We start from the raw sequence: 13,985 nt of genomic DNA, 5'->3' as shown, positions 1-13,985 counted from the left end.
GAACAAAAAGGGGGCAGTAACCGAAGTTACTGCCCCCTTTTCTTTTATGTCATTGCATATTAAGCGTTAGCTTCACGCTCAGCAATGAATTCTAGAGCCATCTTGATACGAGCAACAACACGCTCTTTACCAACAAGTTCCATTACTGCGTCAACAGAAGGAGACTGACCGCCACCGGTTACTGCTACGCGAAGTGGCATACCGATTTTACCCATTCCGATCTCTAGCTCTTCACATACAGCAGCAATAACACCCTCTTTGATGTTTGCAGTTGTGAAGTCTTCAAGTGCTTCAGCTTTCGCCAATGCTAGCTCTAGTGGACCTTTTGCTACGCCACGTAAGTGCTTCTTAGCTGCGCCAGCTTCAAACTCAGAGAAATCTTCGTAGAAATAGCGAGATTGCTCAGCAAGTTCAATAAGCGTATTACAACGCTCGCCAACTAGCTTGATCACTTCAGTGATTGCAGGACCATTAGCAGTATCAATCTTCTGCTCATCTAGGTGCCATTGTAGGTATTTTGCAACGTACTCAGGTTCAGAAGTTTTAATGTAGTGGTTGTTCAACCAAAGTAACTTATCAGTGTTGAACGCAGATGCAGACTTGCTGATCGCATTTAAGCTGAACAAGTTAATCATCTCTTCTTGAGAGAAGATTTCTTGGTCACCGTTAGACCAGCCCAAACGAACTAGATAGTTGTTTAGAGCATTTGGCAGGTAACCTTCATCGCGGTATTGCATTACAGAAACAGCACCGTGACGCTTAGAAAGTTTCGCACCGTCATCACCAAGAATCATTGCACAGTGAGCGAAAGTTGGAACTGGCGCGCCTAGTGCTTCATAGATGTTGATTTGACGAGGTGTATTGTTGATGTGGTCTTCACCACGAACAACATGTGTGATACCCATGTCCCAGTCATCAACCACAACAACGAAGTTATAGGTTGGTGCACCGTCTGTACGACGGATGATCAGGTCATCAAGTTGGCTGTTTGAGATTTCGATACGACCACGAATTTGGTCATCAAAAACTACACTGCCTTCTTTCGGGTTGCGGAAACGGATAACGCATGCATCACCTTCGTTTGCTGCTTCGTTTGCTGCAACAATTTTAGGGTGGTTTGCATCGTAACGAGCCATTTCTTTGTTTGCTTCTTGCTCTTCACGAATTTCGTCAAGCAGTTCTTTAGATGCATAACATTTGAATGCTTTGTCTTCTGCAAGAAGTTTATCAACCATTTCATTGTAACGGTCAAAACGCTTAGATTGGTAGTAAGGACCTTCATCCCACTCCATACCCATCCATTGCATGCCTTCTAAGATCGCATCTACTGCTTCTTGAGAGTTACGCTCTAAGTCAGTGTCTTCAATACGAAGAACAAATTCACCGCCTTGGTTTTTAGCAAACAGCCAAGAGTAAAGTGCAGTACGTGCACCACCAACGTGAAGATAGCCAGTAGGGCTTGGAGCAAAACGAGTTTTAACCGTCATTTAAATACCTTAGAGATGGATGTGCAGCGATATAATCAATACCAGCTGCGGATACAAGGGTAAAAGTGGCGACATTTTACCACCCTAAGGCAAATCTACAATGCTAGAAATTACTTTAAATTACGCATCGCCCATTGCATGAATTCTTGCTGTTGCTCAGCATCCAATTTAGAAAAATCACTTTGCAACATTGCGACATTTTTTATCTCAGACATTGGTACTGTTTTCTTCACTTTTCCTGATACTTCATTTCCAGATTTTTGATTGTACTCAGCAACTTCTCTTTCAAAGTCTCTAAAACCTTGTAAACCACCTTTGTTCAACTGACCAAGTTCATACTGAACCGCTTCACCATTCTCAGCCGACAATGTGATAACCGGTGAACGTTCAAATTTTTTCGCATCTTCTATCGTACGAAATGTTGGGTAGTTAATGGATAACACTTGATCTGGCTGAGCTTCAAAACTCAATAGAATCGGTTGAGAATCGTACTTTCTGCGTTTTCCGTCTTCAAAAACAATTTGTCCAACGGTTAATGCCAATTGGTTTTTTCCATCTTCTAATTGGATAGTGTTTTGAGCGGTAAAGTGAGAAGCCGCAATAGCTTCACCGTTGAGAACTTGAGGAACCATCTCTTTTTGAAGTATTAATGTTCCGCTAGCCATAGCAAAGGAAGAAAATAGAAAAGGAATAGCACCAAGCAATAAAGATTTTTTTACAGTCATAATAATTACCAATTTAACGAGGAAAGGGCATGACATGCATACCCTTATTTAGCTTCACATCAATCTACAATGCTTTTCAAAAACATGTGTTAATTGAAGGTTAGAAGTAGTATTCAACACCTACAGAAAGCTCATCGTAATCTGCTGATTTCCAACGTTCACCTGTGTTGTCAATCGTTTCAGCACCGTCACCAAAGTCTAAAGTACGTGCACGAACATAAATAACCGCAGAAGGATCTACAAAGTACATCACTTGTGCAGAAATCACGTTGTCGTCTGTGTTATCAATTGTTTTGCCGTTACGCTCAAGTTCGAAGTTTGCTGCGTAGCCCAACTTGTATTGCCAATCACCAGTGGTGTACATCAAGCCTGCAGACATTGCGTCTTGCTTCTCATCTGTACTGCCTGCTGATGCTTCCATCATTTTATATTGTGCGAAGAATGAAATGCCGTTATCAAACCAACCTTGCATACCAACTAAGTAAGTATCGTTCGACCAATTAGCTCCTTCAGACACAATATTACGGTTTGCTTCATACGCAGCATCAAATTGGATTGGACCTAATTTGTAGTGTGCCGCTAAGCCACTCCAGTAATCATCCCCTTCACCTAAACCAGCTTTATCACCAGCACCTACAGCAACATCAAATGACAGCGCCTCGTTGTACATTGGGCTATCCCAACGAATGGTATTTGATTGACGATCTTGATACTTAGCTCCGCCGATCGCACCACCCCAGTCATATACATCACCCAAACCTGGGTTAGATGCAGGCCAATCAACTAATTCGTACATAGGTGTTAACACACGACCTAAACGAACTTGACCTAGTGATTCACTTTCGAAACCAACAAACGTATCACGCTCACCAAGACCAGCACCTTCACCACCGAAGCTTGGATCTACATAACCACCTTCAATTTGCCAAATAAACGTTGGACCAAAGTTTGCGAAATCTTTCTTACCGCGGAAACCAATTCGTGATTCGTTATTTAGTTGTGTCCCGCCTAGATTGTCATCTGTTGCGCTAACGCCAGAATCGTAATCACGATAAGCCGCTTGCATTGCAATGATGCCGTACACTTCATAAGAAAATGAGTCTTTCGTTAAATAGTTTTTTGCTGCATCGCTGTTTGCGCCTTCGGCAAATGCTGCGCCACTGAACATCAGCGTTGAAACTGCTGCACCTAGTAATGTCTTTTTAAAAGTAGACATAAGATTAACCCCTATACATTTTTTTAATTTTTATCGTTTATCACTAGCCTTGAAGGAAACCATCCTTGAAAATCAGTGTCTTAAACGAACGTTCTATTTATGGACGAGGCAAATATGGCAAACTTTTTTTTTGTAGAAAAACATTCAAATACCAAATCAGATCTGCATCAAAATACGATTTTCTAAAAAAACAAAAAACCTTTGAATACTTTGTTTTGAAGGTTTTATATAAAAAAAAATGACGTTAATTAAATTTTGACGAGTGATTTAGATCACTAAAAATCTTAAATAATTAGAAATTTATAGGTTGATATCACGTAAAAAAAATTGTTATTCAGGGAACTTTATATTCATTGATAAGGAATTTTGAAGTCACTCGCAATGCTAAAACCAGCAAAAATGGGCTTTGGGGCGATTTTGACGTTTGTTTTCAGTCACTCATTTTGTAATTAACTGTGTAGATTAGTTTGACCTTCACCTAAGGGTAAGGTTTAAGCTGTGTGTAAATGAGGTCTGGAGAATCAAGATGAATCACTATGTAACAGTATTAAGTGGGCTTAACTGCATGGGTTGCGTGGGAAAACTACGAACGCATTTAGAACAGCTGCCAGCTGTATCTATCAACTCAATTACGGTTGATTCTATCGATATTTCAACCACATTAAGCTTTGTCGAAGTATCTAACGAAGTGAAGTCGCTAGGTTATCAACTTGGTCACTCATGGCATTTAACACTATCTGGTTTGAATTGCGGTAAGTGTGTCAATAAACTCAAAAGTGCCTTTGATTCAGAAAGCTTAATTTATGATTTGAACATCACGACCACTGAGTTAATGGTTAAATCCTCCCTACCCGAATCTCACATCATTACTACAGTCGAAAATGCTGGTTTCAGTGCCGTCACTTATTACGAGCAAGAAGATAAGTTGGTATCTAAAGAACTAGATGATAGTAAGCCGGAAGAAAAGCTCACTCTCCCTCAAGCCGATAATCAAAGTTTTCATTTATTATTACAGGGAATGACTTGTGCTAGCTGTGTATCTTCCGTTGAAAAATCAATATCAGCAGTACCTGATGTTGATAAAGTTCAAGTGAACCTAGCTGAGCAAACCGCCCTTTTATTCACATCAAAAAGTAGAACTGAAATAGAAAACCTCGTAGTGAATGCCGTTTCAGCTGCGGGGTATCAAGCTCAGTTTGTTGATGATGCTCAAACACAACAGCAGAAACAAAAAGAACAGCAAGCTTTAGTTCAAGCTGCATTTCACAAGAATGCTTTCTACGCCTTGATGCTTGGTGCTCCCCTCATGCTTTGGGGAGTATTTGGCGGCAATATGATGATTAGAAATCCAACCGACCAAATCATTTGGGGGATTATCGGAATACTTTGCTTCATTCTTCTCGCAACTTCCGGAAGAAGTTTCTTTAAAAATGCACTTCAATCACTACGCCACCAGCGCGCTACAATGGATACTTTAGTTGCGCTTGGTACTGGGGCAGCTTGGTTTTATTCTATGTTGGTTGTGGTTTTTCCTTTTTGGTTTCCTGAAGCCTCGCGTCATGTCTATTTTGAAGCCAGCGCGATGATCATTGGTTTAATTTCACTTGGTCACTACATTGAAGCTAAAGCGAAAGCGCAAACGACCCAATCGCTGCAAGCACTCATCAATCTTCAACCACAAAAAGCGACGGTAATCATTGATGATAAGGAGCAAGTCGTTCCTTTAGAAGCCATTCAGGTTGGAATGACACTTAGAATCAAGCCAGGTGAGAAAATTCCGGTTGATGGAAAGGTCCTCACTGGTGAATCTTATGTTGATGAATCCATGCTGACAGGTGAACCTTTACCAAGTGTGAAAAAGGTTGGAGATTCTATTTCAGCAGGAACCATCAATAACGATGGCAGCTTGATTATTGAGGCTGTCGGGGTAGGTTCAAGCACTATGTTAGCTCGAATAATCCAAATGGTGCGCCAAGCGCAAAGCAGTAAGCCTGCCATTGCCAAATTAGCGGATTCGATTTCTGCCATTTTTGTACCTGTTGTTGTCGCTATAGCACTTTTTTCTGCTTTCATTTGGTTTATTTTTGGTCCACAGCCAAGTGCGAGCTATATGTTAGTGGTGTCTACCACTGTTTTAATCATCGCTTGCCCGTGCGCTTTGGGTTTGGCTACTCCCCTTTCAATTACAGTCGGTGTTGGTAAAGCGGCCGAATTAGGGATCTTGATAAAAGATGCCGATGTCTTGCAGTCGGCAAGTAAAGTGGAAGCGGTTGTCTTTGATAAAACTGGCACGTTAACTCAAGGTAAGCCAACCATTCAGAAAGTATTCCCTTTTGGTGTTTCCGAATCAGAATTAATGACCATGGCTTATTCAGCGGAAGTGGCTTCCGAACATCCTTTAGCAAAAGCGATCTGTCAATATGCTCATAATTTGAACCTAGCATTATTGCCTGCTCAAAATTTTTCAAATGAACGAGGGAAAGGGTTGCATGTCATTATTGATGGTCAATCAGTCAATGTCGGATCTTTCAATTATTTAACTCAGTTAAACATTGAAATGGACCATGCAAAACCAGCAATCAATGAATGTGACCAGTCAGCTTGGAGCCCAATATTTATTGCCGTAGATAACCAACTGATAGGCGTTGTAGGTATCTCAGACGCTTTAAAAGATGAGAGTAAAATTGCGATTAAGCAGTTGAAAACGTTAGGCATCCATTCTGTTTTATTAACTGGTGATAATTCAATCGTCGCTAAGGCAATAGGTAAAGAATTAGGCATAGATGAAATTATTGCTGATGTTTTACCAGAACAAAAAGCAGAACATATTATTCGCTTACAAAATCAGTACCAACATGTCGCAATGGTCGGTGACGGTATCAATGATGCTCCAGCTCTTGCTCAAGCTAATATTGGTATCGCGATGGGAAGTGGTAGCGATGTGGCTATCGAAAGTGCCCAGATGACGCTTCTTAATTCTTCTCCCCTTGCGGTTATCAATGCGATTGAACTTTCGCAAGCAACGGTTAAAAATATGAAGCAAAACTTGTTTGGGGCTTTTGTCTACAACTCTTTAGGGATCCCTATTGCTGCTGGTGTACTTTATCCATTTTTCGGATTTTTACTCAGCCCCGTTTTTGCCGGTGCGGCTATGGCACTATCTTCTATTACTGTAGTCACCAACGCAAACCGGTTGCGGTTATTTAAACCGACAAACAATCATTCAAAATCATAAGCTTAACCATATAAAATCAATTCAGACAACATGATTTACCTTTAATGAGGCTCACTATGAAAATTAAAGCTCTTTCAATTGCAGCGCTTGCCGTCGTTTCTCAACAGGCATTTGCGACCGATGTTCTTAACCATAAATCACCTTATTGTGGCTGCTGTACTGAGTGGACAGAACATATGAAAGAAGCAGGGTTTCACGTAAAAGAACGTTTACATGAAAATATGAATCCAATTAAGGAAAAGTTGGGTGTAACTCCTCAGCTTGCTTCTTGTCATACTGCCGAAATCAATGGGTATGTATTTGAGGGACATATTCCCGCAAAAGATATTAAAGCCTTTTTAGAGAACCCGCCACGTAATGCTAAAGGCTTAGCAGTACCAGGCATGCCAATGGGATCTCCAGGAATGGAGTATGGTGATCAGAAAGATGAGTACTCAGTGTATGCATTTAATGAACGTGGACAAACGTTTGAATACCGACTTTACCAACCAAAATAATTAAGTCTGACTCGTAGAATGTAAAAAAGTCGATAGGTCGAATTTACAAAGAAAAAAAGAGCCTAGTCAAATCTGTAATCAGGCAGATGACTAGGCTCTTTGCTTTGGACAGTAAAGCAAACTGGGTGCTTTAATTTACAGCGTTAAAACTACCGCTTAGAAGCCGTAAGATGCACCGAATACGAATGCATTGTTTTCGTTATCAGCTTGGTTACGGAATTCAAAGTAAGGTTGAACACCTTGACGAGTCCATGTTGCACGAAGCTCGTGATCCATCGTGTTATTGGCATCACTCATAACGTAAACGTTGTTGTAGCTAACCGCTAAATCTTCATTTACAGAGTAGCCAATACGGTTGTCGAAACGAGTTTGGTCGTCAGCTTTGCTGTCTTCCATTGAATGGTAACGAGTACGGTTGCTGATAGAAATACCATTATCGAAGTTGTAGCCAATCTTAACAAGTGGACGGTACTGTACTGTCTCGCCATTGTTTAGTAGATGGTGGTAACCAGCAGCAACCCATAGGTTGTCGTTGATATTGTACATCTGCTCTACACCTAGAGTGATGTATGGCGAGTTACCCATGCCGCTGTCTTGAACAGCATCATCATCGTATTTACCTAGAGAGATGCCATCGAACTCAGTCAATAACGTTGTACCAGAGTCAAACGTATGACCAGCTTCTAGAGTCGAAGATACTGATGGATCGAAATCAGAATGAAGTTGAACGTTACCTGTTACGTAAGAAGAACCAGCAAAAGCACTAGAAGCAAAAGCAAGAGAAAGTGCACTTAGAGCGATAATTTTTTTCATAATAACTGCCTTAATTTTTATTTGTAGCGGTATGTCTTCGGTAATTCATTCACCTTCACCACTTCGTTAATTAGTGCCTCCTTGGCATGCGACGCATCTTGCATTAATTAATTTGACTCACAAAATAAAACAGTAACTTTAGTGATCTTAATCACAACCAAACAAGTCTAAGATTTTTTACTCGTTAAAAATCAAATACTTAATAGTTTTATTAAATTTACTGACAAAAACGAAACTTAATTCGCAGTGATAAAGATCACGATTAATCATAACAATTACAACTATTTCCTCTTCGACATCACATTAGATTTAGAGGTTTTTATTTTGGTCTTATTTTTTGATGCGAATAATGTGATCAGCGTCACCAAGTGTGCCAGAGCAATGGGGGATATTTCTCTCTTTAAAACTAAAAAAGCCCCCCTAACTAGGGAGGCTTCGATTACAAAAAATCAGATTAACGTAACGTGGTCACTCGACTTACTCTTTCTCCACTTGCCGAAATTGAGCGAATAGAAACTTCACCACTTACTGTTGGGCGTTGCTCATCTTCATAAATTAGCCAGTTTTCACCATCAACAGAATATTGAAGTTCAACACCTGGGAACTGAACGTTCATAGCCAGTTTTCCGTCTTCAATTTTCGCTCCTGGTACAGGTAAGCGATAATCAATGCCCGCTTTTTCCAATTTAGCTAATTCACGTTGACCAAGAATGCTAGCAAAGCGGTTATAGTCTGAATCAAGTCCATCTTGGTCAACTAAGTTGGTCTCTTGAGAATACTCAACTCCAACTTTGTAGTCATTTTCCCAATCAGCTCTGTGCCATGCTCTTTCTGCAGCTGCTAATACTCGTGGGAATACCATGTATTCATATTGTTCATCGGTACGAACCGTTTCTGACCATAGCTGTGCTGATAGTCCGTAGAATGGTTTTGCCTCTATTTCACCTTTACCGGTGAAGCCATTTCCGTCACGGTCTAATGATGTTTCAGCATTTTGAGGCATGTTTTCTGGTGCGAAGCCAAACATTTTACGAGTGTCAGTTGCACGAGTTGCCCAGTAATAGCCACGTTCTTTAGCATCTACTTCATACGGCATATCCATGTACACGTAGTCTGGGTTTGAAACGATAACGTCATATCCCTTCTTAGACCAATCATAAACTGATGATGTGCCACCCCAGTAAAGAACATCCCAGAAGTTAACGCGGGTTGTTTCTGTTGCGAAGACTTCAGCGCCCTCTTCTACGTATTTCAATCCATCTTGCCAAGCTTGGAAGTGAGGAATACCTTTCTCAGCAACAATTTTCGATACTTCTTGAGCGAAGTAACCAGGTAAATGACCAAAATCGCTCACTTCACCACTTGCCACTAGGCTTTGACACTGAGGTGATTGTGCAAAAGGTTTATCTTGTTTAGATAGGTCAATATCCCCTTTCCACGCCACTTTTTCTTTTGAATCTAGATCTTGGAAACCAGCACCAAGTTTAATGTTTTTCGCTTCATCCCCACCGAAATGCCAAGTCGTTAATGGCATGCCAGCTTCATTATGCATAGCCGCTACTTCAGAAACGACTTTGTCTACAAAGCGAGTCGATGACTCTAAACAAGGGTTAATGAAGCTCTTTTTGTCGTAAAATTGAATCGTAGTAACGTTCGAAGTGTCTTGTGGATCCATCAAGCGATATTCGCTCGCCTCTGCTTCTTTCCCTTCTTCCATCAAGCGAGAGTAACGTGCTTCCATCGATACAACAGCAGATCTTGCGTGAGCTGGCATATCAATTTCTGGAATAACTTCGATTTCACGTGCTTTTGCGTATTTTAGAATCTCAACATAGTCTGATTTGCTAAAGAATCCAGAACCGAAGTTATCAGTTGTTGGCCCTGAACCAAGCTGAGGCAGTAAGCAGCTTCTCTCGTCTAAATCAAAACAACGATTTGAACCAACGTCTGTTAACTCTGGTAAATCAGGGATTTCTAAACGCCAGCCTTCATCATCTGTTAAGTGAAGATGCAATTTGTTCATCTTGTACGCCGCCATTTGATCCAACGTTGCAAGAATGGCTTCTTTTGAGTGGAAGTTGCGAGCAACGTCCACCATCACACCACGGTAATCAAAGCGAGGGGCATCATTAATAGAAAGAAGTGGTAGGGACTCAACATTATCGCTATCTATCAGACCAAAGATAGATTGCACCGCATAAAACGCACCGGCTTTATCGAAGGCTTTAATCGCAATGCCATCAGCTTCAATGTTTAGTTGATAAGCGCCTGTTCTAGCAAGCTCACCAGTGAAGTCTGTAGGAACAACAGTGATTTCAACAGGTAAATCACCACTAACATTCACACCTACCACATCAGAACGGCTTTCAAGGGCTGAAAACTGCTCTTCGCTAAAGATAGCTTCTGGCAGGGCAATACCATCAGCAATACTTACAGACCCTTTACCTACCTCAACAGACATAGGGGTTGGAAGTAAAGTCGTTGTCACATCTAGTGATTTTAGATCTTCATTCTTTTCAAAGCGGGTTACTGCTGTTGCCATGACATTATTATCATCAGGAGTACGCTTTAAGTTATTGCCTTCTAGACCACGAACAAACGATGCTATGTCTTCAGTGTTCAGCGAAGCTATCATCTTGGGTTCAGTGTTAGGTGATGCAACAAAAGCTCCTGGCATAAAGTCAGTTTCAAATAACTGCCAGTACTCACTTGTAAGAGGAAGGGACACTTCTTCACCTGCGGCAAAACCATCAAACTTCTCAGTAGGTTCTAGCTTATGCAAGTCACCTGTCAGACGAGTAATTTTGAACTGCTCATTATCAACATCTAATATGAGACGGATACTGTGGAAGTAAATCGCCCAGTCTTTCGAATCAACCGCTTCACCTTGGTTAACTAACGTCATGTTTACTTTATTACAAGATGCCCATTCAGCCCCTAAGTCCTGACATTTCAGACCTTTAGTTGCGCCATGGTTAGTAATAACTTCATATTGAATATCTAGGTTATCGGCGAGTGAGTTAACAACTTGCTGCTCTGAAGTTTGTGTTGCCGCACATCCCGTCAAACCTGCAAGTACTGAAACTGCAATTAAATGTCTCTTTAACATATTTACCTACCCATAAAAGTTTAAATCTAGCGTGAAACGTAAAAGGTTCGTTTCAAAGTTGAATAAACTATAGGGTGTTATTTTTCAGCGTGAATTAAATCAACATTGAAAAGTGATCAAGTTCAAACCGTAAAAAATATAAAAACTAATTAGCATTAAAAATCATTGAGTTACGATTAACGATCATTCCGTTATTTTTATTTTGACGGAATTTTTGAGATTTAAGTCACAAGAAATAAGAAGGAAGTAGTCTTTTTTTATTCAACAAGTCACTGTTGATTTTACAGAGTCGAATTCATATTGAAAATTTGCTGAATAGAATGTGAAATCACTCCCAAAAAAAACGTCAAAACTATCTCGGTAAAATAGATTTTGACGTGATCTAACTCGATTAACTAGGATGACCCTGTGCGACTACTTGTTTTATTTTCAAACCTTCTTTGTGTCATTGGTTACCTATCTGCCACCGTTTCTGCAGAACCTCTCTACTGGTCTGCGAAAAAAGACAATAAAGAATTCCTCATTTTTGGTTCTGTGCATGTGGGTAGCTCTGAAATGCACCCATTACCTAAAGCTGTCACTGAATATTTAAGTTCAAGTGATGGCTTGATACTAGAAACGGATGTCAGAAAAGAATCAGAGATTCGTTACCCTAAAAACCAAATAACAACAAAAAGTATTCTGACAGCTGAACAAAAAAGACAGCTTACGCATATTAGCCAATCGTTGAACCTCAATAGTCAACAAATGCTCAATGCTGCGCCTTGGGTAACCGCATTAACCGTGCAAATAAAACGTTTTCAGCAACTTGGCTATGAGAACCAATACGGGATAGATAACTACTTAGGCATACAGGCAACACTGAAAAATAAGCCGGTTCTGTCACTTGAACCTATGCAATTTCAAATTGATCTCATTAGCGGGCTTAAAAATGATGGGCAAGAGCTATTGGTCAGTGGTTTAAATGAATGGGAACATTCTGAGAGTAATACTCACTGTTTATTTGAAAGTTGGGAGTCTGGCGATAAACAGAATCTACAGGAAATGGGTGGAAGCTCTGATATGAGTGATGAAATGATCGAGCGATTTGTTTTTAAACGCAATCACGACTGGGCTAAACAATTAGACGGGAATGACTTAGTTAGTAGCAACAGCAGGCATTTAATTGTTGTAGGCACTCTTCACTTGGTTGGAGAACAAAACCTTATACTTTTGTTAAAAGATAAAGGTTTTACCGTTAGGCAATTATCGACAAGTAAAAAAGCACCTTGTGCCTTTGTCCATTAATCGCTTTTATTCATAAATGGCTTACATCTATTAATAGCTAGGTTACACAGCCGTAGTGAATTCGTTACGGCTAACAATCTTTTTTACACCAACAAACCCCATCAAAGCTATTTCAAATCACCCTGAGTCCATCTGAATGGATATAAGTTTAAAGCCATAAAAATCAAAACCACTCAGTTTAATGCTGTTACTGCTTTGTTTTATACAAGTGAAGCTTTGTTTAGTTTAAGCAAAAAATTATTTAGCTCATACGAAAAAGGCTCTGCATAAATGCAGAGCCTTTTTCTTAATATGGTCGGTGAAGAGGGATTCGAACCCCCGACCCTCTGGTCCCAAACCAGATGCGCTACCAAGCTGCGCTATTCACCGAGATATCTAACTGGCTTATTGCCTGTCGATGGAGCGTATAATACGGATTCTGAATTTATGCGCAAGCGGTTTTCATCGTTTTTTTTAAATAAAAAATCATTCGAACAAAACTCATACAATTAAATAAAAATGTGATTAAAAACACAGCTAAGGAAACATATCTTTAACTTATGAAACAAGATTGATCCAGATCAGGGAGGTTATTGCTCCAATGAATAAACTCACATTTGTCATCTTAAACTTTGAGGTAAACACATGGACTTTTGGCTTGATCTCCTATTTGGTAACGCGGTAGGGCTATCATCAATGATAGTCATCTTTGGAGCACTTGGTCTTATGATGTTTTATGGAGGCTTCTTCATCTACAAAGTTATGACTGACACTCCTCACTAAAATCGCCAAGCCTTTATCATTCATAGTAAGAGTGGATGATAATTATTAGCTTAGCACCGGAGTTGATATTTATTGTCGCCTCCGGTTTTTTACTTTCCTCTGAATTCAGAATCATTTGTCTTATTCCACTTCTTAGATTCACTTTCCTCTTTTAGCCCTATTTCATACAATAGCTTCAACATGCAACATAGCTGACTTGAGGTGAACAATATGTCTCATGATAACGATCTAGATTTATTCCAACAAATGATGGGAGATGTAAAGCGTATTGACCAAGATACCGCTGAGCATCAAAAGGTTCATCGCGTTACAGACGCACAGCTAGCGAAACGTGAAGCGGCGATGTGGCTGTCTGATGATGACCAAGATTATTTGTCTCTCGATTACTGCCCTATGATCAAACCAGACGATATCATCGAATATAAAAAAGATGGTGTACAAGACGGTGTGTACAAAAAGCTACGCTTAGGAAAGTACCCAATTCAAGCCAAATTAGATCTACACAGAAAAACGCTGAAAGACGCCAGAAATGACATTCTCTCATTTTTACGTCAATGCTTGGCAATGGATGTACGAACGGTGTTAATCGTACATGGGAAAGGTGAACGATCTAATCCACCCGCACTGATGAAAAGCTATGTCGCTAACTGGATGACTCAAATTAACGATGTACAATGTGTCCATTCTGCTCAGGCCTTCCATGGCGGTAGCGGCGCTGTGTATGTCATGCTCCGAAAAAGCAATAGCAAGAAACTAGAGAATAGAGAAAAGCACCAAAAACGTATGAGTCAGTAACCTTATAAGCCAGTGAGCTACCTTTAAAACATTTAGTTTCCTTTAAGCTAGCTAGTATC

Annotated in this window: 10 protein-coding genes and 1 tRNA gene; 5 read left to right on the top strand and 6 right to left on the bottom strand. The window is 40.2% G+C overall.

Features of this window, described 5'->3' with window-relative positions:
- Positions 1–59: 59 nt before the first annotated feature.
- The 3 genes from gltX to chiP all read right to left on the bottom strand — a co-directional run bounded on the left by gltX (position 60) and on the right by chiP (position 3,428).
- The gene (gene gltX / locus OCU78_RS03865; RefSeq protein ID WP_137374840.1) at positions 60–1,487 is read right to left on the bottom strand and encodes a glutamate--tRNA ligase; all 1,428 of its coding nucleotides are present in this window, start codon (positions 1,485–1,487) and stop codon (positions 60–62) included.
- Between the two features lie 110 nt (positions 1,488–1,597).
- Complete coding sequence (locus tag OCU78_RS03860) at positions 1,598–2,212, bottom strand: YccT family protein (protein WP_137374841.1); 615 nt, start codon at positions 2,210–2,212, stop codon at positions 1,598–1,600.
- A gap of 100 nt (positions 2,213–2,312) precedes the next feature.
- Positions 2,313–3,428, bottom strand: coding sequence for a chitoporin (gene chiP / locus OCU78_RS03855; RefSeq protein WP_137374842.1), 1,116 nt, complete (start codon positions 3,426–3,428; stop codon positions 2,313–2,315).
- A 496-nt stretch (positions 3,429–3,924) separates the two neighbouring features.
- Between chiP and OCU78_RS03850 the strand changes: the two genes are divergently transcribed.
- Positions 3,925–6,663 carry a heavy metal translocating P-type ATPase gene (locus OCU78_RS03850; protein WP_373367632.1) on the top strand — a complete coding sequence of 913 codons (2,739 nt, stop codon included), beginning with the start codon at positions 3,925–3,927 and terminating at the stop codon, positions 6,661–6,663.
- Positions 6,664–6,707: 44 nt separating this feature from the next.
- Positions 6,708–7,160: a DUF411 domain-containing protein gene (locus OCU78_RS03845; protein WP_180033746.1), complete on the top strand. Its 453-nt coding sequence runs from the start codon at positions 6,708–6,710 to the stop codon at positions 7,158–7,160.
- A 156-nt stretch (positions 7,161–7,316) separates the two neighbouring features.
- On the opposite strand, the gene OCU78_RS03840 is transcribed toward OCU78_RS03845, so the two are convergent.
- Both OCU78_RS03840 and OCU78_RS03835 read right to left on the bottom strand, forming a co-directional pair.
- A complete protein-coding gene (locus OCU78_RS03840) occupies positions 7,317–7,973 on the bottom strand; it encodes an oligogalacturonate-specific porin KdgM family protein (RefSeq protein ID WP_137374845.1) in 657 nt (218 codons plus the stop codon).
- Positions 7,974–8,427: 454 nt separating this feature from the next.
- Positions 8,428–11,082 carry a beta-N-acetylhexosaminidase gene (locus tag OCU78_RS03835; protein WP_137374846.1) on the bottom strand — a complete coding sequence of 885 codons (2,655 nt, stop codon included), beginning with the start codon at positions 11,080–11,082 and terminating at the stop codon, positions 8,428–8,430.
- A 408-nt stretch (positions 11,083–11,490) separates the two neighbouring features.
- Between OCU78_RS03835 and OCU78_RS03830 the strand changes: the two genes are divergently transcribed.
- The gene (locus OCU78_RS03830; RefSeq protein ID WP_137374847.1) at positions 11,491–12,369 is read left to right on the top strand and encodes a TraB/GumN family protein; all 879 of its coding nucleotides are present in this window, start codon (positions 11,491–11,493) and stop codon (positions 12,367–12,369) included.
- A 292-nt stretch (positions 12,370–12,661) separates the two neighbouring features.
- Here the strand turns inward: OCU78_RS03830 and OCU78_RS03825 are convergent.
- Positions 12,662–12,738 (bottom strand) — tRNA-Pro (locus OCU78_RS03825).
- Positions 12,739–12,993: 255 nt separating this feature from the next.
- On the opposite strand from OCU78_RS03825, the gene OCU78_RS03820 reads away from it, so the two are divergent.
- Complete coding sequence (locus OCU78_RS03820) at positions 12,994–13,131, top strand: DUF3149 domain-containing protein (protein WP_137374848.1); 138 nt, start codon at positions 12,994–12,996, stop codon at positions 13,129–13,131.
- A 210-nt stretch (positions 13,132–13,341) separates the two neighbouring features.
- Positions 13,342–13,926, top strand: a complete 585-nt coding sequence (smrA, locus tag OCU78_RS03815; RefSeq protein ID WP_137374849.1) for a DNA endonuclease SmrA — start codon at positions 13,342–13,344, stop codon at positions 13,924–13,926.
- Positions 13,927–13,985: the final 59 nt, after the last annotated feature.

The sequence above is a fragment of the Vibrio gallaecicus genome, assembly GCF_024347495.1.
Lineage (GTDB): Bacteria > Pseudomonadota > Gammaproteobacteria > Enterobacterales > Vibrionaceae > Vibrio > Vibrio gallaecicus.
The sequence above is the reverse complement of the archived record's forward strand: the minus strand, read 5'-3'. Positions and strand labels throughout refer to the sequence as shown.